The sequence below is a fragment of the Methylibium sp. Root1272 genome (assembly GCF_001425905.1).
Classification (GTDB): Bacteria; Pseudomonadota; Gammaproteobacteria; order Burkholderiales; family Burkholderiaceae_C; genus Methylibium.
This window is the reverse complement of sequence record NZ_LMDY01000012.1, coordinates 1-23,925: the sequence shown is the minus strand read 5'-3', so window position 1 is coordinate 23,925 and position 23,925 is coordinate 1. Positions and strand designations below refer to the sequence as shown.

24 protein-coding genes, 1 pseudogene and 1 riboswitch are annotated in these 23,925 nt (G+C 70.6%); of the genes and pseudogenes, 12 read left to right on the top strand and 13 right to left on the bottom strand.

The window, feature by feature from the left end; genetic code table 11:
• Nucleotides 1–2: 2 nt before the first annotated feature.
• Genes ASC67_RS05910 through ASC67_RS05900 form a run of 3 tightly spaced genes read right to left on the bottom strand, consistent with a single transcriptional unit; the run spans nucleotide 3 to nucleotide 2,898 of the window.
• A complete protein-coding gene (locus ASC67_RS05910; protein ID WP_056316425.1) occupies nucleotides 3–974 on the bottom strand; it encodes a hypothetical protein in 972 nt (323 codons plus the stop codon).
• Nucleotides 971–1,855 carry a DUF58 domain-containing protein gene (locus ASC67_RS05905; protein WP_056316422.1) on the bottom strand — a complete coding sequence of 295 codons (885 nt, stop codon included), beginning with the start codon at nucleotides 1,853–1,855 and terminating at the stop codon, nucleotides 971–973. The genes ASC67_RS05910 and ASC67_RS05905 overlap by 4 nt, the downstream gene beginning before the upstream one ends.
• Nucleotides 1,856–1,878: 23 nt before the next feature.
• Entirely contained in the window at nucleotides 1,879–2,898 is a 1,020-nt protein-coding gene (locus tag ASC67_RS05900) for a MoxR family ATPase (protein WP_056316418.1), read from the bottom strand.
• 130 nt (nucleotides 2,899–3,028) lie between these two features.
• Between ASC67_RS05900 and ASC67_RS05895 the strand changes: the two genes are divergently transcribed.
• Nucleotides 3,029–4,024, top strand: a complete 996-nt coding sequence (locus ASC67_RS05895) for a helix-turn-helix domain-containing protein (protein ID WP_056316414.1) — start codon at nucleotides 3,029–3,031, stop codon at nucleotides 4,022–4,024.
• Nucleotides 4,025–4,036: 12 nt separating this feature from the next.
• Here the strand turns inward: ASC67_RS05895 and ASC67_RS05890 are convergent, their stop codons facing one another.
• Entirely contained in the window at nucleotides 4,037–5,653 is a 1,617-nt protein-coding gene (locus tag ASC67_RS05890; protein WP_056316412.1) for an FAD-dependent monooxygenase, read from the bottom strand.
• Nucleotides 5,654–5,743: 90 nt separating this feature from the next.
• Nucleotides 5,744–7,399 carry a peptide chain release factor 3 gene (locus ASC67_RS05885; protein WP_235566236.1) on the bottom strand — a complete coding sequence of 552 codons (1,656 nt, stop codon included), beginning with the start codon at nucleotides 7,397–7,399 and terminating at the stop codon, nucleotides 5,744–5,746.
• A 128-nt stretch (nucleotides 7,400–7,527) separates the two neighbouring features.
• Nucleotides 7,528–7,624, top strand: a riboswitch (S-adenosyl-L-homocysteine riboswitch).
• A gap of 91 nt (nucleotides 7,625–7,715) precedes the next feature.
• Here ASC67_RS05885 and ahcY point away from each other — a divergent pair.
• The 3 genes from ahcY to metF all read left to right on the top strand — a co-directional run bounded on the left by ahcY (nucleotide 7,716) and on the right by metF (nucleotide 10,887).
• Entirely contained in the window at nucleotides 7,716–9,149 is a 1,434-nt protein-coding gene (ahcY, locus tag ASC67_RS05880) for an adenosylhomocysteinase (protein WP_056316409.1), read from the top strand.
• 95 nt (nucleotides 9,150–9,244) lie between these two features.
• Nucleotides 9,245–10,027, top strand: a complete 783-nt coding sequence (locus ASC67_RS05875; RefSeq protein WP_056316405.1) for a TlyA family RNA methyltransferase — start codon at nucleotides 9,245–9,247, stop codon at nucleotides 10,025–10,027.
• A complete protein-coding gene (gene metF, locus ASC67_RS05870; protein ID WP_056316402.1) occupies nucleotides 10,024–10,887 on the top strand; it encodes a methylenetetrahydrofolate reductase [NAD(P)H] in 864 nt (287 codons plus the stop codon). The genes ASC67_RS05875 and metF overlap by 4 nt, the downstream gene beginning before the upstream one ends.
• A 34-nt stretch (nucleotides 10,888–10,921) precedes the next feature.
• Here the strand turns inward: metF and ASC67_RS05865 are convergent, their stop codons facing one another.
• Entirely contained in the window at nucleotides 10,922–11,752 is an 831-nt protein-coding gene (locus ASC67_RS05865; RefSeq protein WP_056316399.1) for a polyphosphate kinase 2 family protein, read from the bottom strand.
• Between the two features lie 199 nt (nucleotides 11,753–11,951).
• Between ASC67_RS05865 and ASC67_RS05860 the strand changes: the two genes are divergently transcribed.
• Nucleotides 11,952–12,542, top strand: coding sequence for an OmpW family protein (locus tag ASC67_RS05860; protein ID WP_056318143.1), 591 nt, complete (start codon nucleotides 11,952–11,954; stop codon nucleotides 12,540–12,542).
• Nucleotides 12,543–12,547: 5 nt separating this feature from the next.
• On the opposite strand, the gene ASC67_RS05855 is transcribed toward ASC67_RS05860, so the two are convergent.
• The gene (locus tag ASC67_RS05855) at nucleotides 12,548–13,159 is read right to left on the bottom strand and encodes a 5-formyltetrahydrofolate cyclo-ligase (RefSeq protein WP_056316396.1); all 612 of its coding nucleotides are present in this window, start codon (nucleotides 13,157–13,159) and stop codon (nucleotides 12,548–12,550) included.
• Between the two features lie 95 nt (nucleotides 13,160–13,254).
• Between ASC67_RS05855 and ASC67_RS05850 the strand changes: the two genes are divergently transcribed.
• Nucleotides 13,255–13,656 (top strand): TfoX/Sxy family protein, encoded by a 402-nt coding sequence (locus ASC67_RS05850; protein ID WP_056318142.1) that lies wholly within the window; start codon nucleotides 13,255–13,257, stop codon nucleotides 13,654–13,656.
• A gap of 22 nt (nucleotides 13,657–13,678) precedes the next feature.
• Here ASC67_RS05850 and ASC67_RS05845 read toward each other — a convergent pair whose 3' ends face one another.
• Nucleotides 13,679–13,960 (bottom strand): DUF2917 domain-containing protein, encoded by a 282-nt coding sequence (locus ASC67_RS05845; RefSeq protein WP_056316389.1) that lies wholly within the window; start codon nucleotides 13,958–13,960, stop codon nucleotides 13,679–13,681.
• 107 nt (nucleotides 13,961–14,067) lie between these two features.
• Between ASC67_RS05845 and ASC67_RS05840 the strand changes: the two genes are divergently transcribed.
• From ASC67_RS05840 to ASC67_RS05825, 4 genes are all read left to right on the top strand, one after another.
• Nucleotides 14,068–15,033 carry a LysR family transcriptional regulator gene (locus ASC67_RS05840; protein WP_056316385.1) on the top strand — a complete coding sequence of 322 codons (966 nt, stop codon included), beginning with the start codon at nucleotides 14,068–14,070 and terminating at the stop codon, nucleotides 15,031–15,033.
• A 92-nt stretch (nucleotides 15,034–15,125) separates the two neighbouring features.
• On the top strand, nucleotides 15,126–17,162 hold the full coding sequence (locus ASC67_RS05835) for a lytic transglycosylase domain-containing protein (protein ID WP_156466680.1): 2,037 nt from the start codon (nucleotides 15,126–15,128) through the stop codon (nucleotides 17,160–17,162).
• A gap of 10 nt (nucleotides 17,163–17,172) precedes the next feature.
• On the top strand, nucleotides 17,173–18,129 hold the full coding sequence (locus tag ASC67_RS05830; RefSeq protein ID WP_056316379.1) for a complex I NDUFA9 subunit family protein: 957 nt from the start codon (nucleotides 17,173–17,175) through the stop codon (nucleotides 18,127–18,129).
• Between the two features lie 106 nt (nucleotides 18,130–18,235).
• Nucleotides 18,236–18,931, top strand: coding sequence for a glutathione S-transferase family protein (locus tag ASC67_RS05825; RefSeq protein WP_056316377.1), 696 nt, complete (start codon nucleotides 18,236–18,238; stop codon nucleotides 18,929–18,931).
• Nucleotides 18,932–18,977: 46 nt separating this feature from the next.
• Here ASC67_RS05825 and ASC67_RS20500 read toward each other — a convergent pair whose 3' ends face one another.
• Nucleotides 18,978–19,343 carry a hypothetical protein gene (locus ASC67_RS20500; RefSeq protein ID WP_235566235.1) on the bottom strand — a complete coding sequence of 122 codons (366 nt, stop codon included), beginning with the start codon at nucleotides 19,341–19,343 and terminating at the stop codon, nucleotides 18,978–18,980.
• Nucleotides 19,344–19,349: 6 nt separating this feature from the next.
• Here ASC67_RS20500 and ASC67_RS05815 point away from each other — a divergent pair, with 6 nt between their 5' ends.
• Nucleotides 19,350–20,612, top strand: coding sequence for a multifunctional CCA addition/repair protein (locus tag ASC67_RS05815; protein WP_056316370.1), 1,263 nt, complete (start codon nucleotides 19,350–19,352; stop codon nucleotides 20,610–20,612).
• Between the two features lie 100 nt (nucleotides 20,613–20,712).
• Nucleotides 20,713–21,450: an urease accessory protein gene (locus tag ASC67_RS05810; protein WP_056316366.1), complete on the top strand. Its 738-nt coding sequence runs from the start codon at nucleotides 20,713–20,715 to the stop codon at nucleotides 21,448–21,450.
• Between the two features lie 6 nt (nucleotides 21,451–21,456).
• Here the strand turns inward: ASC67_RS05810 and ASC67_RS05805 are convergent, their stop codons facing one another.
• The 4 genes and pseudogenes from ASC67_RS05805 to ASC67_RS20780 all read right to left on the bottom strand — a co-directional run.
• Entirely contained in the window at nucleotides 21,457–21,924 is a 468-nt protein-coding gene (locus ASC67_RS05805; RefSeq protein WP_056316363.1) for a nuclear transport factor 2 family protein, read from the bottom strand.
• Nucleotide 21,925: 1 nt separating this feature from the next.
• Nucleotides 21,926–22,153, bottom strand: coding sequence for a DUF1329 domain-containing protein (locus ASC67_RS20965; RefSeq protein WP_255353668.1), 228 nt, complete (start codon nucleotides 22,151–22,153; stop codon nucleotides 21,926–21,928).
• A gap of 40 nt (nucleotides 22,154–22,193) precedes the next feature.
• Nucleotides 22,194–23,345, bottom strand: a 1,152-nt coding sequence (locus ASC67_RS05800; RefSeq protein ID WP_255353665.1) for a DUF1329 domain-containing protein, incomplete at its 3' end; no start/stop codon positions are given.
• 52 nt (nucleotides 23,346–23,397) lie between these two features.
• Nucleotides 23,398–23,925 (bottom strand): annotated as a pseudogene (locus tag ASC67_RS20780) (DUF1302 family protein); the annotation flags it as partial.

Below are 23,925 nucleotides of genomic sequence, written 5' to 3'. Positions count from 1 at the left end.
GCTCAGCGGTGCTGCTGGCGCTCGGCGTCGCGCAGCGCGCGCCCCAGCGCGTGCAGCGGATAGGCCGCCGCCGCGCCGCCGGCGAAGAAGCGTTCGCTGGAATGGCGGTAGAAGCCTTCGAGCTGCGCCTGCAGCGGCCGCAGGTGCGGCCGTTCGTCGAGCCAGCGCGACAGCGAGGCTCCGTGCACCACGCGGCCGGCGCTGGCGTTGACGGCGCGGTGCAGGCTGAGCCAGGCCTCGGGGCTGGCCGCGTCGACGCGGCGCAGTTCGCGCCAGGCGCGGGCGAACGGCAGGCGCCGCGACTCGCGCCAGTTGCGCCCGCTCCACCAGGCCAGCCAGGCCAGCAGCACGACGCCCAGCGCGAGCAGCGTTCCTTTGAAGCGCTGCTCGATCGCAGCAGTCGGCGCGGCGTCGACCAGCCGGTCCGGGCGCAGCGGCTGCAGCGCGCCCTGGCCCGCCACTTCGGGCGGCGTCAACGGCCCGACGCTGATCGGCCATGCCGGCAGCACCAGCGGCGCGCCGCCCCGCGTGGGGATCGACAGGGCCGGCAGACTCAGCGTGTTCAGCGCGCGCGGCGCATTGACCACCTGGTAGTCGAGCGCCAGCCAGCGGCGGCCCTGGTCGTCGGTCTCGGCGCGCGCCGGGCGGCGCTCCAGCCACAGGCCGACGCGGTCGGCCGCCGGCGGCGTGGTCACGTCGACCGGACGGCCGGCGTGCTGCAGCAGCACGCGCTGCGTCAGAACGTCGCCGAGCACGTGGCCGAAGGCGCGCGGCTGCTCGACCGTGGCCGGGGTCACCGCAGCCGTCGGCGCCGGCGCCGGCGCGCTGGCCGCGACACCGGGTTTGCCGGCTCCGCCGCCCGCAGCAGCTCGCCACGGCAAAGCCGTACTGCCCAGGGCCAGCGCGAGCACCGCCACCCGCCGCCGCCATGGCCGAGCCACACGGCCGACCCGCACGCACGGGCCGCGCTTCATGCCACCGTCTCCAGGAAATAGCGCGTCAGCGCCTCGGCGTCGAAGGCGCCATGCAGATGGAAGGGCGGCATGCCGTGCGCGTCGAACAGCGCATGCAGCGCCTCGCGCCGCGCGGCCACCGCGTCGCGCCACTGCGTGCGCAGCGGCTCGCGCATCCACAGGCTGCGCCGCACGCCGGTCTCTGCGTCGCTGACGGCCACCAGCGCGTGCGCCGGCGGTGGCTCGGTCTCGGCCGGGTCCCAGACGATCATCGGCACCACGCAGGCCGGCGCCAGCAGGTCGAGCACCGCGTCGAGCCCGCCGAGATCCCAGTGGAAGTCGGACACCAGGAACACCAGCCCCTGGCGGCCCGACAGGCGCGTGGCCACGCGCTGCAGCGCCGCCGCGCCGTTGTGGCGTGCGGTGTCGTGCTGCCAGGCGTTCTCCGAGCGGCAGCGGCGCAGCGCCTCGGCCATCGCGATGCCGGCACCGCGGCTGTGGCGCGGCGGCATGAACAGGTCCTCGCGCTCCTCGTGGTCGAAGGCGAGCAGGCCCACTGCATCGCCGACACGGAAGGCGCTGGGGCCGAGCGCCTCGACGAAGTCGGCCGCCACCTGCAGCTTGCTGCGCTGCGCGCCGAAGTGCATCGACGCCGACACGTCGACCACCACCTGCACCGGCACCGCCACGCGCTGGCGCTGGATGCGCACCAGCCACTCCTGGCCCACGTCGCGCAGGCTGGCGCGCAGGTCGATGCGGCGCGGGTCGGGGTGGTCGAACAGCCGCCGGTGCGCAGCGAAACCCTGCCCCGAGCCGAGGCTGGAGCCTCGATGCGCACCGGGGCGCTGTCCGCCGTAGCGCAGTGGCAGGCGGTAGTGGAACTCGTCGTGCGTCGGGCTCATCGGCAGCGGTCGGCGCTCTCGGTTCAGGGGGCGGCCACGCGGTCCATGATCTTCTCGACCAGCGCCGGCGCCAGCTCGGCGCGGCGCAGCTCGTAGATCGGCGTGAAGAACACCCGGTGGCCCAGCACCGACGGCAGCACCGCGTGCACGTCGTCGGGCAGCAGGTGGTCGCGGCCCGCCAGCCAGGCCACCACGCGTGCGGCGCGCATCAGCGCGCTCATGCCGCGCGGGCTGGCGCCGGCGAGGATCAGGCGCTTCATGTCGACGCCCTCGAGGTGCACGCCGAAGCGCAGCGGGTCCTCGCTGGCCTCCCACAGGTCGAGCACGTAGCGCTCGATGGTCTCGCTGCTGCGCACGCTGGCCTGGATCAGCGCGCCGATCTCGTTGAGCCGGTCGGCCGGCAGCAGGGCCGGGGGCACCTGCTCGATCAGCCGGTCGGCGTCGTGGAATGCGGTGTCGAACACCAGCGCACGGCGGATGCCGCGGTCGGTGGGCTTGCTCATGTTGAGCTCGAACATGAAGCGGTCGCGCGCCGCCGAAGCGAGCTCGAAGGTCTCTTCCTTCTCGACCTTGTTGCGGTCGGCGAACACCGTCATGTGCGGAAAGCGGTATTCGCGGTTGAAGGCCGACACGGTGCGCTCGGCCATCGCGCGCAGCAGCAGCGACTGCACCTGCGGGCGGGCTCGGTTGATCTCGTTGAAGAAGAAGGTGGTGAGGCCCTCGCCGTGGCGCAGCAGCGGGCCCGGATCGATGCGCGGCTTGCCCTCGGCGTCGACATAGGTGTGATAGATCAGGTCGCCGGGCATCAGGTCGACCGTGCCCTCGACGCGCTCGAAGTCGCCGCCGATGGCGCGCGAGAACGCGCGCAGCACCGTGGTCTTGCCGACGCCGACGTCGCCCTCGAGCAGCACGTGGCCGCGCGCGAAGGTGGCCACGTTGATCAGCCGGATCGTCTGCGGCTGGCCGATCACCGCGCGGGCGACCTCGGCCTCGACCCGCTGCGCGATCGACCGCCAGTCCTGAAGCTGTTCTGCTGAACTCATTTGCCCGCGCCGGTTGCCAACACAATGCAACAGGGTGTCTCGACGGCGGCCGGCGGTCTTGTCCGAGAGTGCACCCTAGGGTTCCTACTGAAGGACCCGCTGCCGCAGGACCGAGAAGGATCAGCCGCCGATGGGCCACGACCGTGCGTTCTCCACCCTCCACCTGCCACCGGGCCAGCGCGTCGCGCGCTGGACGGAAGCCGCCTCGGACCGCTTCGTCGAGTCGGGCTTCAAGGTGCAGGACCCGGACCGCTTCGTCGCCTCGATGCTGCACCGCGACCTCGCCGAACTGTCGGTGACGCGCATCACCTCGGTCGGCCACGGCTTCAAGCACATCACCCGCTCGCAGCGCCAGGTGGCTCGCGCGCACGAGGACTTCTTCCTGGTCAGCGTGCAGCTCGAGGGCTCGTGCTGGATCGCGCAGGGCGGCCGCGAGACGCGGCTGGCGCCGGGGCAGTTCGCGATCTACGACACCCGACGCCCCTACGAGCTGCTGCTGGAGGAGGACTACCAGCAGGCCGTGCTGCGCATCCCCTGCTCGACACTGCAGGCGCTCGCGCCCGATTGCGATGCGCAGACCGCGCAGGCCATTGCGGCGGCCAGCACGTCGGCGCGTCGGCTGATCCGCCAGGTCCGCGAGGCTTGCAGCGGGACCGGCGTGCCGCACCCGGCCACGGCACCGGCCATGGCCACGGCGCTGCTCGGGGCGGTCGGCAGCGGGCTGCGCGGCGACACCGGCGGCCGCGCACCGACGCCGCACTCGCGCCGCGCGCTGCTGGCGCGCATCAAGGCCCACGTGGCCACCCACCTGGGCGACCCGCAACTCACGGTGCCGGGCATCGCCACGGCCTTCGGGCTGTCGACCAGCTACCTGCACCAGCTGTTCCGCACCGAGGGCAGCACGCTGGAGCGCTGGATCTGGGCCCAGCGCCTGGCCGCCTGCGAGCGGGCCCTGAACGATCCGCGCGCGGCTCGCCAGACGCTGACGCAGATCGCCTACAGCCACGGCTTCAGCGATGCGGCGCATTTCAGCCGCAGCTTCCAGCAGCGCTACGGCGCCTCGCCGCGCGAGTACCGCAAGTCGGCGGCTGCGGCGCTCGGCACCGGGCCGGGCACGCGCGAGTGATTCAACAGGGGCTCAGGCGCGCGGCCAGCCCAGCGCGCGCTCGAGCCAGGCCTCGAGCGCCGGCCCGTCCAGGCGCTCGTCGAGGCAGGCGATGTACTGGTCGGGGCGCACCAGCACCATCGCCCGTTCGGTGATGCCGAGCGCGTCGAACAGCGCGTCGGCGCCGCGGCCGGACGCGACCGCGTGCACATGGAACCAGCCGGGGCAGGCGCTGTCCAGCCGGGCCGTCCAGGCGGCGGCGAACGCCTCCAGACCCTCGTCACTGCGCTGCAGCAACAGCAGGTGAAAGCCCGGCGCCGCCAGCCAGGCGTAGACCGACGCCGGCGGGTCGGCCAGCGGCGCCGCGATCTCGGCATACGGCAGGCGGTCACCGGCGCGCACCTTCATCGCCGTGGCGGCCGGCGTGGCGCCCGGGGTCTGCGACAGGCGGCTGTCGCGGTAGTGAATGCCGGTCTGCGAGATGACCCGGAACAGGCGCCTGCGCACCGCCGGCCGCGCCATCACGCGAGCGGCGATGCGCGGGAACACATGCAGCCGGAAGGCGCGCACCAGCGGGTTGGGGCTGATGATGAACTGGAAGGCGTTGTCGGTCGTCTTCAGGAGCTGCTGCGCGACCGGCCAGCGCTCGGCGTGGTAGCTGTCGAGCAGGTCTTCGCGCGCCCGGCCCTGCACCACCAGCGCCAGTTTCCAGGCCAGGTTGCTCACGTCCTGCAGGCCGGTGTTCATGCCCTGCGCGCCGACCGGGCTGTGCACGTGCGCGGCATCGCCGGCGACGAAGCAGCGCCCGGCACGCAGGCGCTCCACGCAGCGGTGGTGGACGCGGTAGGACGAGAACCACGCGGTCTCACCGAAGCGCACCTCGATGTCCATCTGCGCGCGCACCGCGGCCTCGATGTCCTCGAAGCGCAGCACGGGCACGTCGCCGCCGGCGTCACGCGGCAGCGTGCCGATGACGCGGTAGCGCTGCTCGCCGGGCATCGGGAAGAACACCACAAAGGTCTCGCTCGACAGGCAGACGGTGAGTTCACCGTGCGGCAGCGCCCAGTCGACGCGGGTGTCGGCCACATAGAAGGCGTTCTCGTAGGTGCCGCCGGAGAACGGCAGGCCGAGCTGCTCGCGCACCGGGCTGCGGGCGCCGTCGCAGCCGACCAGCCAGTCGCAGCGCAGCGTCTCGCTGCTGCCGTCGGCGTGCCACAGCGTGGCCATGGCACCGGTCGAGGCCTCGTTGCGCACCTCGGTGAGCGCGGTCTGCCACTCCACGTCGCGGCCGGCGGCGCGCAGGGTCTTGTAGAGCAGCGCCTCGTTGCGGCTCTGCTCGAGGATCAGCAGGTAGGGAAACGGCGTCACCGCCTGGCCGATGTCGCCCAGCGGAATGCGCTGCACGCGCCGGCGCCCGACATAGATGTTGCCCGCGACGGTGGGCCGGCCCTGCGCCACCGCCTCGGCGGCGATGCCCATCGCCTCGAACAGCTCCAGCGTGCGGGCCTGCACGCCGAGGGCGCGCGATTCGCGAGTCGGTCCGGCCTTGCCGTCGACGATGCGGAATTCGACCCCGTGACGGGCTAGCTGGCAGGCGAGCATCAGGCCCGTGGGGCCCGCCCCAACGATGAGCACCGGCGTGTGGGACATGGCGCATCCCTCCCGCGCGCATCTTGCGACAAAGCGGACGAGGCCGTCCAGCCCCTGGCGCGCCGGGCGGCGGCCTCCTCGTGCAGACGGTCAGGCGGCCTGCTGCAGCGCCAGGCCGGCGTGCTCGCGCAGCGGGTGGAACACCACCTGCGGATGGCGGTCCTGCGTCAGGCGCAGGTCGTAGGGCGAGGTCATCAGGTAGGCCAGCGTGTCGGCCGCGTCGAGCGCGAGCTTGCTGGCGGCCTCGTCGGTGAACTTGCGCATCGCGGCGTCGTCGTCGCAGGTGACCCAGCGCGCGCCGTGGAAACGGCTGCCGGTGAGTCGCACATCGACGCTGTACTCGGCCTTCAGGCGGTGCTGCACCACCTCGAACTGCAGCTGGCCGACCGCGCCCAGCAGCATCGAGCCGCCGACCGTGGGCCGGAACACCTGGATCGCGCCCTCCTCGCCGAGTTGCAGCAGGCCCTGCTGCAGCTGCTTGCTCTTCATCGGGTTGGCCAGCTCGACGGTCTGGAACAGCTCGGGCGCAAAGAACGGCAGGCCGGTGTAGGTGCCGAAGCCGGCCGGCGCCTCGCTGTCGGTGATGGTGTCGCCGAGCTGCACGCCGCCGTGGGTGGTGAAGCCGATGATGTCGCCGGCATAGGCCTCCTCGACCGCCTCGCGCCGCTGCGACAGGAACGTGACCACGGAGGTGGGCCGCAGCTCCTTGGCGGTGCGCTGCACGCGCAGCTTCATGCCCGAGGTGTAGCGCCCGGAGTTGACGCGCACGAAGGCGATGCGGTCGCGGTGCGACGGGTCCATGTTGGCCTGCACCTTGAACACCACGCCCGAGAAGCCGGCCGACTGCGGCGGCACCTCGTGCTCGCTGCCGTCGGACCGCGTCACGTGGCGCGAGGCCGGCGGCGGCGCCAGGTCGACCAGCGCGTCCAGCACCTCCTGCACGCCGAAGTTGTTGACGCCGGAACCGAAGAACACCGGCGTCTGCTTCGCCGCGACGAAGGCCGCCTCGTCGAAGGCGGGCGCGGCGGCGGTCAGCAGCTCGATGTTCTGCTCGGCCAGTTCGTAGTCGTGCCCGAAGCGGGCGCGCAGCGTGTCGGCCTGCGACAGCGGCACGACTTCGTCGCCCTCGTCGTTGCGCTTGTCGGCACCGGCCTTGAAGAGGCGCATCTGCTGCTTGCGCAGGTCGACGATGCCGCCGAAGGCCTTGCCCTGGCCGACCGGCCAGGTCATCGGCACGCAGGGCATGCCGAGCTCCTGCTCGATCTCGTCGAGCAGCTCCAGCGGCTCCTTGCCTTCGCGGTCCATCTTGTTGACGAAGGTGAGGATGGGCGTGTCGCGCTGGCGGCAGACCTCGATCAGGCGCCGGGTCTGCGGCTCGACGCCGTTGGCCGCGTCGATCACCATCAGCGCGGCATCCACCGCGGTCAACACGCGGTAGGTGTCTTCCGAGAAGTCCTTGTGGCCCGGGGTGTCGAGCAGGTTGATCACGCAGTCGCGGTAGAGCATCTGCATCACCGAGCTGGCGACCGAGATGCCGCGCTGCTTCTCGATCTCCATCCAGTCCGAGGTGGCATGGCGGCTGGCCTTGCGTGCCTTCACCGACCCGGCGATGTGGATCGCGCCCGAGAACAGCAGCAGCTTCTCGGTCAGCGTGGTCTTGCCGGCGTCGGGGTGGGAGATGATCGCGAAGGTGCGGCGGCGGCGCACTTCGCCGGACAGCGTGCTGGCGTCGGGGGAGAGGGACACGGGAGAACTCCAAGAGGCAGCGCGCCGGGCCGCAGGATGGCGGGCGCGAACAACGTGCGATTGTCGCCGCTGGGACGGCCTGCCGTGTGGCCACAGGTGCAGAGCCGGCCGGCGCCGCTACAATGCCGGCTTCCGAGGAGCGTTGCAACCCTCGCCCTGTTCGTACTCGTTCAGGCGCGACGGCCAGGCTCGGAACCTTCCCCAAGGCAACGGCGCTCACCCGCAGGTTCGTCACGCGCGGTGAGTGGTCTGTGTGTCCCTCCCCTTCGGTCGCGGCCCCTGCGGTTCATCTGTCGTTGAACCGGAGAGAACCACCATGAGCGCCGTCCTGAAGCCCGCCGCTGACGCCGACCACGTGATTGCCGACCTGTCGCTTGCCGACTGGGGCCGCAAGGAAATCAAGATCGCCGAGACCGAGATGCCCGGCCTGATGGCGATCCGCCAGGAATTCGCCAAGAGCCAGCCTTTGCGCGGCGCGCGCATCACCGGCTCGTTGCACATGACGATCCAGACCGCCGTGCTGGTGGAGACGCTGCAGGCGCTGGGCGCCCAGGTGCGCTGGGCCTCGTGCAACATCTTCTCGACGCAGGACCATGCCGCCGCCGCACTGGTGGCGGCCGGCACGCCGGTGTTCGCCTACAAGGGCGAGAACCTCACCGACTACTGGGACTACACCCACCGCATCTTCGACTTCGGCGCCAAGGGAACCGACGGCGAAGGCCCGAACATGATCCTCGACGACGGCGGCGACGCGACGCTGCTGATGCACCTGGGCCAGAAGGCCGAGAAGGATCCGTCGGTGATTTCCACGCCCACCAGCGAAGAGGAGACCTGCCTGTTCGCCGCGATCAAGGCCAAGCTGGCTGTCGATGCGACCTGGTACACGCGCAAGAGCGCCCAGATCATCGGCGTGACCGAGGAAACGACCACCGGCGTGCACCGACTGAACGAGATGAGCGCGAAGGGCACGCTGCTGTTCCGCGCGATCAACGTCAACGATTCGGTGACCAAGAGCAAGTTCGACAACCTCTATGGCTGCCGCGAGTCGCTGGTCGACAGCATCAAGCGTGCGACCGACGTGATGATCGCCGGCAAGGTGGCCTGCGTGGCCGGCTACGGCGACGTGGGCAAGGGCTCGGCGCAGGCGCTGCGCGCGTTGAGCGCCCAGGTGTGGGTGACGGAGATCGACCCGATCAACGCGCTGCAGGCCGCGATGGAAGGCTACAAGGTCGTGACGATGGAGTACGCGGCCGACAAGGCCGACATCTTCGTCAGCGCCACCGGCAACAAGAACGTGATCCGCTACGAGCACATGGCGGCGATGAAGGACGAGGCCATCGTCTGCAACATCGGCCACTTCGACAACGAGATCGACGTCGCCTCGCTCGAGAAGCTCGAGTGGGACGAGATCAAGCCGCAGGTCGACCACATCAAGTTCCCCGACGGCAAGAAGATCACCCTGCTGGCCAAGGGCCGCCTGGTCAACCTGGGCTGCGCCACCGGCCACCCGAGCTTCGTGATGAGCTCGTCGTTCGCCAACCAGACCATCGCGCAGATCGAGCTGTTCACCAAGAGCGCCAGCTACGAGAACGGCAAGGTCTACGTGCTGCCCAAGCACCTGGACGAGAAGGTGGCGCGCCTGCACCTGAAGAAGGTCGGCGCGATGCTGACCGAACTGACCGACGAGCAGGCCGCGTACATCGGTGTCAGCAAGTCCGGTCCGTACAAGGCCGACACCTATAGGTACTGACGCCCACCCCCGTTGCGGCTGCGCCGCTCCCCCTCGAGGGGGCGACGCTGGCGGATCGGCGGAGCCGGTCCGCGGCGTCTACTCGGTTCTATCTCATGCCACGAGTTGATCAGTTGATTGTCCAGCGCGGGCTTGCGCCGACGCGCTCGGCCGCGCAGCGGCTGATCGATCGCGGCGCGGTCGAACGGCGTGCGGCGGCCGACTGGGTGCGGCTGCGCAAGTCCGGAGAGGACCTGCCGGAGGCCACCGAGCTGCGCATCACCGACGACGCCGAGCTGCGCTGGGTGTCGCGCGCCGGGCTCAAGCTCGACGGCGCGCTGGCGCAGTGCGGACTCGCGGTGGCCGGCGTGACGGCGCTCGACGTCGGCCAGAGCACCGGCGGCTTCACCGAGGTGCTGCTGGCGCATGGCGTGGCCCACGTGGTGGGCGTGGACGTGGGCCGCGGCCAGCTGCATCCCTCGCTGCGCGCGCACCCGCAGGTGACGGCCCTCGAGGGCATCAACGCCCGCGGCCTGACGCGCGAGGCGCTGGGCGCCGCCATGCCGGCCGGCGGCTTCGGCCTGGTGGTCGCCGACCTGAGCTTCATCCCGCTGACCACCGTGCTGCCGGCGCTGGTGCCGCTGCTCGCGGCCGACGGCCACCTGCTCGCGCTGGTCAAGCCGCAGTTCGAGCTGCAGCCCAAGGACATCGGCAAGGGCGGCCTGGTGAAGAGCGCCGCCTCCTATGCCGAGGTGCAGCGCAAGCTGCGGGCCACCTGCGGCGAACTGGGCCTGGACGTGACGGCCTGGCTGGACAGCGTGGTCGCCGGCGGCGATGGGAACCGCGAATTTTTCATCTGTGCCGTGCCTGCGGGCCGGCCGCTGGAGTCAGACACATGAGTGATGCATCGTCGTCCCTGAAGCTGCCGGTGCCGGTGAGCTTCGAGTTCTTCCCGCCCAACACCGAGGCCGGCGGCGAGAAGCTGAAGAACGTGGTGCGCGAACTGGGCAGCGCCGCACCCGAGTTCTTCAGCGTGACCTACGGTGCCGGCGGCTCGACCCGCGACCGCACGCTGTCGACGGTGCGCGATATCGCCGCGCTGGGTTTCGAGGCCGCGCCTCACCTGTCCTGCGTGGGCTCGACGCGCGCCGGCATCGCCGAGATCCTGGCCACCTACCGGGCGCAGAACATCCGCCGCCTGGTCGCGCTGCGCGGCGACCTGCCGAGCGGCACCGCGACCGCGGGCGAGTTCCGCTACGCGAACGAGCTGATCGCCTTCGTGCGCGAGACCCAGGGCCACGAGCTGCGCATCGAGGTCGCCGCCTACCCCGAGTACCACCCGCAGCAGCGCTACGCGCGGCGCGACCTGCAGCACTTCGCCAACAAGGTGAAGGCCGGCGCCGACGCGGCGATCACGCAGTTCTTCTACAACCCCGACGCCTACTTCCACTTCGTCGACGAGGTGCGCGCGCTGGGCGTCGACGTGCCGATCGTGCCGGGCATCATGCCCTTCCACAACTACGCGCGCATCGCGCAGTTCGCGATGCGCGACGGCATCGAGATCCCGCGCTGGGTGGCGCTGAAGATGGAAGGCTACATGGACGACGCCGCGTCGATCCGCGCCTTCGGCATCGAGGTGGTGTCGCGGCTGTGCGAGCGGCTGATCGCCGGCGGCGCACCGGCCATCCACTTCTACACGCTCAACCAGTCGGCGCTGACGCTGGAGGTCTGCCGCCGACTCGCGGCGACGCACGGCTGATCCGAGCGCGCCCCGGCCGCTGCCGCGCGGCGGCTCAGACCACGCGCACGGCCGCCGGATCGAAGTCGGGCTTCGGCGGCTTGAGCTTCATGCCGGCCAGGGCCTGCGCAACCAGCGTCGCGATCATCAGGTTGCGGTTGCTCTTGCTGTCGGCCGGCACCACGTGCCAGGGCGCGCAGGCGGTCGAGGTGGCCGCCAGCGCGGTCTCGTAGGCGGCCAGGTAGGCCTTCCACTTCGCGCGCGTCTCGAGGTCGCCGACCTGGAATTTCCAGCGCTTGGCAGGGTCGTCGAGCCTGGCCTGCAGGCGTTCGCGCTGCTCGTCCTTCGAGATGTGCAGGAAGCACTTGACGATCGTCGTGCCGCTGTCGTGCAACAGGCGCTCGAAGGCATTGATGTGGGCCAGCCGGCGCTGGCGCTCGGCAGCGTCGATCCAGCCTTCGACGAAGGGCACCAGCACGTCCTCGTAGTGGCTGCGGTTGAACACCACCACCTCGCCGGCGCGCGGCACCACGGCGTGCACGCGCCACAGGAAATCGTGCGCGCGCTCGACCTCGGTCGGCGCCTTGAAGGCTGCCACCCGCACCCCCAGCGGGCTGCACTGGCGGAACACCGAGCGCGCGGTGCCGTCCTTGCCGGAGGTGTCCATGCCCTGCAGCACCAGCAGCAGCTTGGGCGGCCGGCCAGCGCTGCCGTTGGCGTAGAGCAGGTCCTGCAGGCGGTCGATCTCGATCGCCAGCTCGGCGAGCCGTGCATCGTCGGCCTCGCGGCTGCTGCTGGCGGCCGGCCGCGCGCCGGGATCGATGTCCTTGAGCCGCAGCTTGCGGCCGACGCGGTAGGTCTTCAGGTAGGCAGGCGAGCGGGCCATCGCGACTCCCGGGAAGGTGGTGCGGCGACTGTAGCGCCGCGTGCACACCGCGACGCGCCGGGTTGATCTGCCTCAGAAAGCCGCGGCGGCTTCGACACTGCGCGCCCGCGCGCTTGAGCCAACGCAAGCCGCGGCATCCCGCCGCGCACTGCAATGCACGGGCGGGAAGCTCCCCGTGCATTCCGGAGTGAAGCTCATCATGAAGAAGAAGATCCTCGCCGCCCTCGCCCTGGCCGCCCTCGGTGGCGCGGCGGCCGCCGCGCCGACCGGCGGCGACTGGCTGGTGCGCGTGCGCGCGCTGCACCTCGATCCGGCCAACAAGGACAGCACCGGCGTCGGCCTGGCGATCGACAGCAAGACCTTCCCCGAACTCGACATCAGCTACTTCTTCACGCCGAACTGGGCCGCCGAACTGGTGCTGACCTATCCGCAGAAGCAGGACGTCAGCGCCGCCGGCACGCGCATCGGCAGCCTCAAGCACCTGCCGCCGACGCTGTCGCTGCAGTACCACTTCCTTCCCGGCGCGACGGTCCAGCCCTATCTCGGCGCCGGCATCAACTACACGCGCTTCTCGTCGGTGGACCTGCCGGCGCCGTTCAGCATCGAGAAGAGCAGCGTGGGGCTGTCCGTGGGCGCCGGTTTCGACGTGCCGCTCGGCGACCGGCTGGTGCTGAACGTGGACGTGAAGAAGGTGCAGATCCGCACCGACGTGTCGGCCGCCGGCGTGAAGGCAGGCACCTTCAAGGTCGACCCGGTGCTGTTCGGCGTCGGGCTCGGCTGGCGCTTCTGACTCGATCAGTCCTCGCGCGACCAGGCGACGCCGTCTTCGGTGAGCATCGCGTCGAGCGGGATGTCGTGCGGCTCGCCCTCGAGCCAGTCGATGTAGCCGTGCCGATAGCCGATGCCGACGGTGAAGGGCCGAGGCTCCAGCGCCGCCAGCGTGCGGTCGTAGAAGCCGCCGCCGTAGCCCAGCCGCAGGCCCTTCGGACCGAAGCCGACGCAGGGCACCAGCAGCAGCGTCGGCATCATGAGGTCGGTGCCCTTGGGCTTGGGGATGTCGTAGGCGTCTTCTTCCATCGGACAGCCGGGGTACCACTGGTGGAAGCGCAGCTGCTTGGTCTGGCGGTTCATCACCGGCAGGCTGATGCGCCGCGGCGGTCCGTCGCCGGTGCCGTGCCCGGCGCCCTCGGTCCAGCGATGCAATGCCGGCAGCGGATCGAACTCGCCCTTGATGGCCCAGTAGGCGCCGACCGTCACGTCCTCGCGCTGTGTCAGCCACACCCTCAGCACGCCCTGCAGCTGTTCGGCGCGCTCCAGGCGATCGGCCAGGTTCTGCCGCTCGGTCTGCAGCATGCGGCGCAGCTGCGCCTTGTCCGGCCGGCTCATCGGGTCGTAGGGCAAGGTCATGGGCGGGTCCGTGGCGGGATGGCGAGGAGTGGAAGCCAGCGTGATTTTGCCCCGAGGGGCGCCCTCGCCATACGGTCGCTGCCTACACTGTGGCGATGGCCCCACCCCGCGATGAATTCGCTGCGCACTGCGTCGAACTGCTGTCGTCCCTGGGGCCGGCCCGCGCCAAGCGCATGTTCGGCGGTCACGGGCTCTACCTCGACGGCCTGATGATCGGCCTGATCGCCGCCGACCAGCTGTACCTGAAGACCGATGCGCAGACGCTGCCGCAATGGCAGGCCGCCGGCGGACGGCCGTTCGTCTACGAAAGCTCGCGCGATGGCGTGGTGCGGACCGCGACGATGAGCTACTGGACGCCGCCCGACGAGGCGAGCGAATCGCCCGACGCGCTTCGGCCCTGGGCGCGGCTGGCACTGGAGGCCGCGCTGCGGGCGCAGGCGGCGCGGGTCCGTAAGCCCGCTGCCGCCGCGCCACGCCGCCGCAAGCCGGCCCGGTAGACGGGCACGGCCACCGGTCGCGTCACGCCGCCGGCTCTTCCAGCACCTCGAAGCTGGCCGCCGACCAGCCCTCGGCCAGCACCTCGGTACCGGCCGGCAGCCGCAGGCTCTGCCCGGCCGCGAGCCACCAGTCTTCCGGCGTCTGGGCGCCGAGGCGACCCTCGGCGGTCACCCAGAGCCGGCCTTCGCGCAGCCGCAGCCAGCGGGCGTTGCGGGTGGCCTGCAGACGCAGCGTCTGGCCGCTGCCGAGCCGCCAGACGGGGTCCGCCCGGCTGGTCGATTCTTGCGATTGATGCATGCTCATGTTGCGCTCCCAAGGACCCTGTATTTGCGAGTCCATGCGTCATATCATCGTGAACAATCGATCGTCGATCCAATGAGATCGCGGCCCCGCATTGATGATCTGAACGCATGAATACCTCGCGCCAGCGCCCGCTCGCCGTCGGCCCGATCCGCGCCTTTGAGGCGGTGGCGCGCCACCTCAGCTTCCGCGCCGCGGCCGAGGAACTGCACCTCACACAACCGGCCATCAGCCGCCAGATCCAGTCGCTGGAGGACGAGGTGGGCAGCTCGCTGTTCACGCGCGGCACGCGCAGCGTCGCGCTCACCGGCGACGGTGTCGCGTTGCTGGCCGCGGTGACGCCGGCGCTGGAGCGGCTCGATGCCGGCGTTCGCCAGATCCGCAGCGCGCGCGGCCGGCGCGGCGTGAACCTCAACACCTTCCCGTCGTTCGCCTCGCTGTGGCTGCTGCCGCGCATCGAGGCCTACCAGCGCGACCACCCCGACCTCGACATCCGCATCGACGCGAACGACCGGCTGGCCGACCTGGACGACCCCGAGGTGGAGATCGTGATCCGCTACTGCAGCGCGCAGCGCGCCCCGGCCGGCGCGCTGCGGCTGTTCGGCGAGACGCTGACGCCGGTGGTGAGCCCGCGCCTGCTGGAGCAGGCCGCCAGCGGCGCCGCGCCGCCATTGCGCACGCCGGCCGACCTGGCGCTGCACACGCTGCTGGAAGAAGACAGCCTGCAGGCGAGCACCCAGTTCGTCAGCTGGCGTCACTGGCTGGCGGTGCAGGCGCTGCCCGCACTGGAGCCACGTCGCTGGATCTACCTGAATTTCACCTACCAGCAGGTGCAGGCCGCGCTGGCCGGCCAGGGCATCGCGCTGGCCCGGCTGGCCCTGGTCGACGAATCGCTGGCGCGCGGCGAGCTGGTCGAGCCTTTCGGGCCGGCCTTCCGAACCCGCAGCCCCTACGCCTACTGGCTGATCATCGCCGGCGGCAAGCGCGACCGCGCCGAGGTCCAGCGCTTCGCGAGCTGGGTGCAGGCGCAGGGTGCATCGACGCGCCAGGCCATCGGCGAGACGGGGGTCGATTGACCCTGTCCTCAGGAGCGCGCCACACGCACGCTCAGGGGACTGCGTTAAATTCGAGCGGAACCGAAGCCGATCGAGACGGCTCCCTCCGTGGCATGACCCCCCAGACCCCGACACCCCTTCGCTGCCACCCCTTGCTCCGCGCGGTCGCCCTTGCCGCGATCACCGGGGCCCTGGCCTTGCCCTCTGCGCCGATCGCCGCGCAGACCGCCAACGACACCGTTCTCGAAGCCCGCGAGGCACTGCGCAAGCGCGACAAGCCCCGCCTGGCCGCCACGCGCGCTGCCGCGCTGGCCGCGAACCACCCGCTCGCGATGTGGCCCGACTACTGGGACCTCGGCAACCGCCTCGCCGAAGCGCAGCAGGACGAGCTCGATGCCTTCTATGCGCGCTGGCCCGGCACCTATGTCGAGGACCGCCTGCGCAACGACTGGCTGCTCGAGCTGGGCCGCCGCCGCGACTGGAGCAACTTCCGCGCGGAGTACCCGCGCTTCAAGCTCGACGACGACCGCGAGGTGCGCTGCTATGCGCTGCTGACGCGTCACCTCGACGGCCAGGACGTGACGGACGAGGCCCGCAGCGCCTGGCTGGCGCAGCGCGACGCCGACGACGGCTGCGCGTTGCTGGCCAGCACGCTGTTCGAGGTCAAGCGGATCCACCGCGACGACGTCTGGCGCAAGACGCGGCTGGCGGTCGAGGCCAACCGCCCGCGCATGGCGCGCCAGGCCGCCGCGCTGCTGGGCGACGACGTGGCCAGTGCGGTCGGTGAACTGAGCGACAACCCGCAGCGCTACCTGACGCGCAAGGCCGCGACCCAGGGCCGCACCGCGAGCGAGCTGACCGCGCTGGCGCTGATCCGCAGCGCCGCGAACGACCCCGACGTGGCGGCCACCGCGATGAACGACCGCTGGGCCGCGCGGCTGCCGGCCGAACTGTCTGCGTGGGTCTGGGCCAGCATCGGCAAGCAGGCGGCGCTCAAGCTCAGCGACAGCGCGTCCGACCACTTCCAGCGCGCCGAGCTGACGCGCACCGGCAGCGTCGACGTGGCGCTGCCCGACGACACGCTGGCGTGGAAGCTGCGCGCTGCACTGCGCGCCAACAACGGCGCGGGCCGCTGGCAGCAGGTGATGCAGGCCGTCACCGCGATGAGCGCCAGCGAGCAGCGCGAGCCCGCGTGGATCTACTGGAAGGCCCGCGCGCTGCAGGCGCTGGCCGGCAGCAGCCAGGAAGGCGGCGCGCTGGGCGCGCAGGGGCGCGAGCTGCTTGCGACGATCGCGAACCCGCTGCACTTCTACGGCAAGCTGGCCATGGAAGACCTCGGGCAACCGCTGGTCCTGCCCGCCGCACCGGCGCCGCTCACCCCCGAGGAGCGCAACGCCGCGGCGCAGCACCCCGGCCTGAAGCGCGCGCTGCTGCTGATCGAACTCGACCTGCGCAGCGAAGGCGTGCGCGAATGGAACTTCTCGCTGTTCGGCATGGGCGAGCGCGAGCTGCTGGCCGCCGCGCAGCTGGCCTGCGAACGCCAAGTGTGGGACCGCTGCATCAACACCAGCGAGCGCACCCGCGAGCAGGTCGACATGGCGCAGCGCTTCCCCACGCCCTACCGCAGCGACGTGGTCGCGCGCTCGCGCGAGGCGGGTCTGGACCCGGCCTATGTGTACGGCCTGATCCGCCAGGAGTCGCGCTTCGTCACCAGCGCGCGCTCGTCGGTCGGCGCCTCGGGGCTGATGCAGCTGATGCCCGCCACCGCCAAGTGGACCGCCCGCAAGCTCGGCATCGACTACACCCAGGATCGCATCACCGAGCACGGCACCAACCTGCGGCTCGGCACCGGCTACCTGAAGATGGTGCTCGACAGTTTCGATGGCTCGCAGGCCATGGCGGCGGCCGGCTACAACGCCGGCCCGAACCGGCCGCGCAAGTGGCGCGAGGGGCCGTCGCTCGACGCGGCGGCCTGGGCCGAGAACATCCCGTTCACCGAGACACGCGACTACGTGAAGAAGGTGCTGTCCAACGCCACCGACTATGCCGCGCTGCTGAGCGGCCAACCGCAGTCGCTGCGCGCACGGCTGGGCGCAGCGATCGGCCCGCACGCCGGCGCCCCCATTCCGGTCGAGCGCGATCTGCCCTGAAAGCCCCTCCATGAAGAACCTGCTGATCCTCGGCGGCACCGGCTTCGTCGGCAGCGCCTTGTGCGAGAAGCTCGTCGAGCACTTCGGTGCGGCGGGTGCCCGCCTCACGGTGCCCAGCCGTCGAGCCGAGCGCGCCAAGCGGTTGGCAATGCTGCCGACGGTCGAACTGGTCGAGACGGATCTCGGCGACGACGGTCGGCTGACACGGCTGCTGTTCGGCCGCGATGCGGTGATCAACCTGGTGGCGATCCTGCATGGCAGCGCCGCCGAGTTCGAGCGCGTGCACGTCACGCTGCCACAGCGGCTGGCGCGGGCCTGCAGGGTGGCCGGCGTGCGGCGCATGGTGCACGTGAGCGCGCTAGGCGCCGCGGCCGACGCGCCCTCGAACTACCTGCGCTCCAAGGCCGCCGGCGAAGCCGCGCTGCGCGCCGCCGGGCTCGATCTGACGGTGCTGCGGCCGTCGGTCATCTTCGGGTCCGGCGACCGCTTCCTGAACCTGTTCGTGCAGTTGCAGGCGGTGTTCCCGCTGATGCCGCTGGCGGGCGCCGACGCGAAGTTCCAGCCGGTGTGGGTCGAGGACGTGGCCGCGGCGATCGTGCGCAGCCTGGTGTCGCCGTCGCCGGTGCCCGAGGTCGTGGAATGCGTCGGCCCGCACGTCTACACGCTGGCCGAACTGGTGCGGCTCGCCGGCCGCTGGTCGGGCCACGAGCGGCCCGTGCTGCCGCTGTCCGACGCGCTGGGCCGCGCCCAGGCCGCGCTGATGGGGCTGGCGCCCGGCGTGCCGCTGATGTCGGCCGACAACCTCGCGTCGATGCGTGTGCCCAGCATCGCCAGCGGCACCCTCCCCGGCCTGCAGGCGCTCGGCATCACGCCGGCAGCGCTGGAGGCGATCGGGCCGAGCTACCTGAGCCCCGGGCGCGGACCGGCACGGCTCGACGGACTGCGCGCGCTGGCACGGCGCTACTGACCGGCTCGTGCGGCCCGGGCGCCGCCGGAACGCGCATCAATCCGATGCACCGAATGCAATCCGGGGCGCGTCGCGCCCCGCTAGCATCGACCGCTCAGGAGGCCCCATGCAACTCGTGATCGGCAACAAGAACTATTCGTCGTGGTCGCTGCGGCCCTGGGTGCTGATGCGCCAGGCCGGCATTCCCTTCGAGGAAGTGATGATCCGCTTCGACAGCCTCGCGGCCGATTCGAAGTTCCAGCAGGCGCTGGCCCGGCACACCCCGGCGGGCAAGGTGCCGGTGCTCATCGATGACGACGGCTTCGTGGTCTGGGACACACTGGCGATCGCCGAGTACCTGGCCGAGAAGTTTCCGCAGGCGGGCCTGTGGCCGGTCGATCCGAAGGCGCGCGCCCGCGCTCGCAGCGTCTGCGCCGAAATGCACGCCGGCTTCGGTGCGCTGCGCACCCACTGCCCGCTGAACGTCGAGGCCGCACTGCCCGATGTGGGCGCCCGCCTGCTGCGAGAGCAGCCCGGCGTGAGGGCCGATCTGCGGCGCATCGTCGAACTGTGGTCAGAGTTGCTGGGCGAGCACGGCGGTCCGCTGCTGTTCGGCCGCTTCACCATCGCCGACGCCTATTTCGCGCCGGTGTGCAGCCGGCTGAGGACCTATGGCCTGCCGGTGCCGCCGGAGGTGGAGGCCTACATCGACGCGGTGTTCGCGCTGCCCGGTATGCAGGCCTGGGTGGCCGAGGCCCTGGCCGAACAGGAGTTCCTGGACTTCGAGGAGCCGTACCGCACGGCGCGGACGGCCACCCCATGAGAAACGGGCCCGAAGGCCCGTTGTCGTTGCGCTGCCTGACGCGCGCTCAGCGGTGACGGCCGCGGCGGTGTGCGACGAAACCGAGCACGCCCACGGCGGCCAGCATCAACGCGAGGTTGCTCGGCTCCGAAGCCGGTGCGGTGGCGCTCAGCGCGACTTCGCTTTCGGTCGGCTGGACCGCGGTCGCCGGTTGAGCTTTCTGGTCGGCGAAACTCGGTGCGAGAGCGCTTGCGAGCACCACGGCGGCCAGTAGCGGTTTGATAAACATGACATTTCCCTGTTTAAGATGCTTTTGCAGCGGTGACGCTTTTGGCGTCGGAGAGGCTGCATCTCGCTGTGTCCATTTGTATGCGCCCTGTCCTTTGAGCGGTACCCCGTGACTCAAGGCCCACCCCCCGAACAAGGGGTCCATTTCGTCGTGGCAGCGCCACAAGACGCTCAAGTTTTCGTTGTCGGTGGTGCGGTGCGCGACGAACTGCTGGGAATCGCCGTTCGAGACCGGGACTGGGTGGTCGTCGGCAGCACGCCGCAAGCGATGCTCGATGCGGGCTTTCTGGCGGTCGGGCGTGACTTCCCCGTCTTCCTGCACCCGCAGACGCATGAGGAGTACGCACTCGCACGCTCCGAACGCAAGACCCGGCCGGGCTACCACGGCTTCAGCTTCCACGCCGCGCCGGACGTGACGCTGGAACAGGACCTGGCGCGACGCGACCTGACCATCAACGCCATCGCCCGCGCCGCCGACGGCACGCTGATCGACCCCTACGGCGGACAGCACGACCTCGCGGCCCGCGTGCTGCGTCATGTGTCGCCGGCCTTTGCCGAGGACCCGGTGCGCATCCTGCGGGTCGCGCGCTTCGTGGCGCGCTTCGACGGCTTCTCCGTTGCGCCCGAGACGCTGGCCCTGATGCGCGGCATGGTCGACAGCGGCGAGGTCGACCACCTCGTTCCCGAACGCGTGTGGCAGGAACTCGCCCGCGGCCTGATGGAGCGCTGCCCTTCGCGCATGTTCGAGCTGCTGCGCGAATGCGGCGCGCTGCAGCGGCTGCTGCCCGAGGTCGCACGGCTGTGGGGCGTGCCGCAGCGCGCCGAGCACCACCCCGAGGTCGACACCGGCGTGCACCTGATGATGGTGCTGGACATGAGTGCCCGGCTCGACGCGCCGTTGACGGTGCGCTATGCCTGCCTCGGCCACGACCTCGGCAAGGGCAACACCCCGGCCGAGCTGTTGCCGCGCCACATCGGCCACGAGCAGCGCAGCGTGGCTCTGCTGCGGGCGCTGAACGAGCGGCTGCGCGTGCCGACCGACTGCCGCGAACTCGCCGACGTGGTGGCGCGCGAACACGGCAACGTGCACCGCAGCGGCGAGTTCGGCGCGGCCGCGTTGGTGCGCCTGCTCGAGCGCTGCGACGCCTTTCGCAAGCCGGCGCGTTTCGACGAGGTGCTGCTGGCCTGCGAATGCGACGCGCGCGGCCGGCTCGGCTTCGAGGACACGCCCTATGCGCCGTCGCCGCGGCTGGCGGCCGCGCTCGCTGCGGCCCGGGCCGTCGACACGGCGCAGATCGCCGCCGCGGCGGCAGCGCGCGGCGAGCGCGGGCCGGCTGTCGGCACGGCCATCCAGCGGCAGCGCATCGAGGCCGTCGGTGCCGCGTTGGGCATCGCGACCGGGCCGGTGGATTGAAGGGATTCGTCGTTCCACCGCGCCTGCAGCCCGCTGCGCCGATCGCCGAGAATGCAGCCACTTCGCCCAGCAGCCTCTGCGCCCTCGGATTGCCCACCTCATGATCACCGGCACCGTGCTCCTGTTCGGCCTGCTGTTCGGCATGCAGCATGCGCTGGAGGCCGACCACTTGGCCGCCGTGGCCACGCTGGTCACGCGCGAGAAGGACACCCGCCGCGCCGTCCGCCAGGGCGTGTTCTGGGGACTGGGCCACACCGTCACGCTGCTGCTGTTCGGCGGCATGGTGATGGTGATCGGCGTGGTGCTGTCGGAGCGCTGGGTGCATGGCCTCGAAGGCGCCGTCGGCGTGATGCTGGTGCTGCTGGGCCTGGACCTGCTGCGTCGGCTGTGGCGCGAGCGCGTGCACTTCCACGCCCACACGCATGCACCGGCCGAGGCCGCCGCCTCGCTCGACATCCCCACGGCCACCCAGCACTTCCACGCGCACTCGCACCGCGACGACACCACGCCGCACGACCGCCGCCAGCACCGGCACGAACACCGCCCGCTGCCGCTGCGCGCGCTGCTGGTCGGCATGGTGCACGGGCTGGCCGGCTCGGCCGCGCTAGTGCTGCTGACGCTGCAGCAGGTGCGCGACCCCTGGATCGGCCTGCTCTACGTCGTGCTGTTCGGCCTGGGCTCGGTGGCCGGCATGGCCGCGCTGTCCTGGGCCGTGGCGCTACCGATGCGCCTGACCGCCACGCACCTCGGCCGCTACCACCGCGCGCTCAGCGTGGTCGTGGCGCTGTTCAGCGTCGGCCTGGGCGTGCAGGTGGTGGCCAGCCAGTGGCTGGCGTGAGGCGGCTCAGGCCGGCTTGCGCGGCGACGTGACCCGGTAGCCGCGCCCGGCGTAGTCGAAGTCCCCCAGCTCGAGCCGGGCGATGCCCTCGGCCTGCGGCGACGCATAGAAGGCGCGGATCTCGCGGATCAGCCCCGAGGCGCGGTCGAACACCACGCACTCGGCACCGCGCAGCACCTTGTCCTGGTTCGTCTTGAAGTGCGTCCACTCGATCGCCGCCTCGGCCGTCTCGGCGTCGATCACCAGCGCGTCGATGGTCCAGTAGGAGCCCAGCGTCTCCACGGCCGTCCGCCAGCGGTGGGCGATCTGCGCGGCGCCGCGGAAGGCACCGCCGTACATGCCGGCCGGGAAGTAGTGCACGGCCTCCGGCACGAAGCACGCGATCATCTTCGCCTCGTCGGCCTCGTTGCAGCCGTCGTAGTAGGTGCGGATCACCTTCTCCATCGCCGCACGGCTGAGGGTGGGTGCCGTCATGTCAGTCTCCTCCGCGCAGGTTCTGCACCTGGAACAGGCTGGGCGGGTTGAGCTTGGGATCGACCTGGCCCTTGAACTGGCCGGTGGTGCAGTGCTTGGCCTGCACGTCGACCACCGAGAACGAGTCGTCGATCGCGATGCCGGTGCCCTTGTTGACCGGCAGGTGGTGATCGGGGTGCGACTTGCCGATCGTGAAGGTCTTCCACAGCTCGCCCTTGCGGTCGTAGATCAGCGTGCGGTTGATGTTGTAGACCTGCGCGTCGATGTGNATCGGGGTGCGACTTGCCGATCGTGAAGGTCTTCCACAGCTCGCCCTTGCGGTCGTAGATCAGCGTGCGGTTGATGTTGTAGACCTGCGCGTCGATGTGCAGCGTGCGCTTGCTGATCGGATGCGCTGGATTCACCGGCACCGCCTCCAGCACATAGACCTTGCGCAGCTGCCAGGTGATGTTCGGGAAGCAGCCGCCCTGGCCGCCGAAGTCCACGAACTTGTAGCCATCGGGCTCCTTCAGGTCGTCGGCGAGCTTGAGTTCGTTGTGGTTGTAGTAAGGCATCAAGATGTTCTTCGTGCCCTTGAACGTCCACTTCATGTCCGAGATGCGGCCGTTGTAGCCCTCGAAGTCCTCGATCATGATGTCCGCGCCGAGGAAGGCGTCCGTCGTCTGCCCGGTGGCGAGCCGGCGCACGCGGCGCTGGAAGCCGAGGTAGAGGTAGGCGTCGTCGAACTTCAGGTCGTTCTCGTAGCGCTGGATCAGGAGCTGCGTGTTCTTCAGGTCCTGCGGTTCGAGCACCGTCAGGTAGATGCCGCGGAACAGCTCCGAGGGGTTGGGCGTCACCTCGGGCACCGGGGCGTGCTGCACACGGTGCTTGAAGTTCAGGAAGTGGAAGTTGAACTTCAGCGTGCGCTCGACCTGGCCGCTCGTCATGTTGCGGTACTTCCAGTAGAACGGGTAGATCGCGGCGTTGTCGCCCCAGTTGATGCCGTACTTGTAGTTCCAGGCGATCTTCTCGCCGGCGCGCGGGTCGGCCTCCTGGGGCTCTTCCGGGAACGGCCGACCGGCCGCGAAGCCGGTGATCTGGCCGGTCTTCTCGCCGAGCTTGGCCTTGTTGAGATTGGCCTTGGTCGCGTCGATGTAGTACTTGGTCAGCGTGAACTGCGTGGTCGGCCCGACCGTCATTTCGGTCCAGCCGTTCTTGACGGCCAGGTACTGGCCCGCGTCGATCGCGTCCTTGAACTGCTCGACGTTGGCCTTGTTGATCACCAGGCCGGGCGCCATCCCGGGGAAGCTCGGGAAGCCGTTCTTGTAGGGGTTGAACGAGGCCTCGACGTCGGCCTCCGTGGCGGCCTGAGCAGGGCCGAGGCAGGCAGCGGCGAACGCGGCGAGGACGAGCCTCGACGGCTTGAGGTGTTTACGGTCCATGATCGTTGTCTCCTGATGCGAACGAAGCGCTGGGGGGTTCTTCGGAGCGGCTTCAGAACTGATACCTGGCGGTGAGGAAGATCTCGTTCTCCTTCCATGCGGCGCCGATGGGGCCGGCGCGGAAGCGCCCGAGGGGTTCGAGGCCACCGAGGCCGCGCGAGTAGGCGGTGGTGGGGTCGGCATCGCCGAACGGCGCGGTGAACGGCGCGAACGGGTTGCACGAGCGGCAGTCGTCGAACTTCCAGCGCTCGTCGCCGTTGCGCAGCTTGAAGTTGCCGCCGAAGCTGATCTTGAACTTGTCGGTGACGATCCAGTCGACCTGCGGCGACGTGACCAGCGCGCGGGCCTGCACGTCGTAGGCCGTGATCAGCTGCGGGCTGACGCGGTCGTTGACGAGGAAGGCCTTCATCAGCAGCGTGGCGATCACGTTGTTCTCCCAGTCGGGCATGCCCACCGGGCCGAACTGGCCGCGCTCGTACTCGTGGTCGAAGATGTGCTGGTAGAACAGCTGCGCGGAGAACAGCGTGGTGCGGTTGGGGTTGATGAAGGGCACGAAGGTGGGCCGGTCGAAGCCGACCAC

What these genes read in the sequence shown, in the direction of transcription:
- ASC67_RS05910 (WP_056316425.1), bottom strand. Translation starts at nt 974, where the DNA reads ATGAAGCGCGGCCCGTGCGTGCGGGTCGGCCGTGTGGCTCGGCCATGG.
- ASC67_RS05905 (WP_056316422.1), bottom strand. Translation starts at nt 1,855, where the DNA reads ATGAGCCCGACGCACGACGAGTTCCACTACCGCCTGCCACTGCGCTAC.
- ASC67_RS05900 (WP_056316418.1), bottom strand. Translation starts at nt 2,898, where the DNA reads ATGAGTTCAGCAGAACAGCTTCAGGACTGGCGGTCGATCGCGCAGCGG.
- ASC67_RS05895 (WP_056316414.1), top strand. Translation starts at nt 3,029, where the DNA reads ATGGGCCACGACCGTGCGTTCTCCACCCTCCACCTGCCACCGGGCCAG.
- ASC67_RS05890 (WP_056316412.1), bottom strand. Translation starts at nt 5,653, where the DNA reads ATGTCCCACACGCCGGTGCTCATCGTTGGGGCGGGCCCCACGGGCCTG.
- ahcY (WP_056316409.1), top strand. Translation starts at nt 7,716, where the DNA reads ATGAGCGCCGTCCTGAAGCCCGCCGCTGACGCCGACCACGTGATTGCC.
- ASC67_RS05875 (WP_056316405.1), top strand. Translation starts at nt 9,245, where the DNA reads ATGCCACGAGTTGATCAGTTGATTGTCCAGCGCGGGCTTGCGCCGACG.
- metF (WP_056316402.1), top strand. Translation starts at nt 10,024, where the DNA reads ATGAGTGATGCATCGTCGTCCCTGAAGCTGCCGGTGCCGGTGAGCTTC.
- ASC67_RS05865 (WP_056316399.1), bottom strand. Translation starts at nt 11,752, where the DNA reads ATGGCCCGCTCGCCTGCCTACCTGAAGACCTACCGCGTCGGCCGCAAG.
- ASC67_RS05860 (WP_056318143.1), top strand. Translation starts at nt 11,952, where the DNA reads ATGAAGAAGAAGATCCTCGCCGCCCTCGCCCTGGCCGCCCTCGGTGGC.
- ASC67_RS05855 (WP_056316396.1), bottom strand. Translation starts at nt 13,159, where the DNA reads ATGACCTTGCCCTACGACCCGATGAGCCGGCCGGACAAGGCGCAGCTG.
- ASC67_RS05850 (WP_056318142.1), top strand. Translation starts at nt 13,255, where the DNA reads ATGGCCCCACCCCGCGATGAATTCGCTGCGCACTGCGTCGAACTGCTG.
- ASC67_RS05845 (WP_056316389.1), bottom strand. Translation starts at nt 13,960, where the DNA reads ATGAGCATGCATCAATCGCAAGAATCGACCAGCCGGGCGGACCCCGTC.
- ASC67_RS05840 (WP_056316385.1), top strand. Translation starts at nt 14,068, where the DNA reads ATGAATACCTCGCGCCAGCGCCCGCTCGCCGTCGGCCCGATCCGCGCC.
- ASC67_RS05835 (WP_156466680.1), top strand. Translation starts at nt 15,126, where the DNA reads ATGACCCCCCAGACCCCGACACCCCTTCGCTGCCACCCCTTGCTCCGC.
- ASC67_RS05830 (WP_056316379.1), top strand. Translation starts at nt 17,173, where the DNA reads ATGAAGAACCTGCTGATCCTCGGCGGCACCGGCTTCGTCGGCAGCGCC.
- ASC67_RS05825 (WP_056316377.1), top strand. Translation starts at nt 18,236, where the DNA reads ATGCAACTCGTGATCGGCAACAAGAACTATTCGTCGTGGTCGCTGCGG.
- ASC67_RS20500 (WP_235566235.1), bottom strand. Translation starts at nt 19,343, where the DNA reads ATGGACCCCTTGTTCGGGGGGTGGGCCTTGAGTCACGGGGTACCGCTC.
- ASC67_RS05810 (WP_056316366.1), top strand. Translation starts at nt 20,713, where the DNA reads ATGATCACCGGCACCGTGCTCCTGTTCGGCCTGCTGTTCGGCATGCAG.
- ASC67_RS05805 (WP_056316363.1), bottom strand. Translation starts at nt 21,924, where the DNA reads ATGACGGCACCCACCCTCAGCCGTGCGGCGATGGAGAAGGTGATCCGC.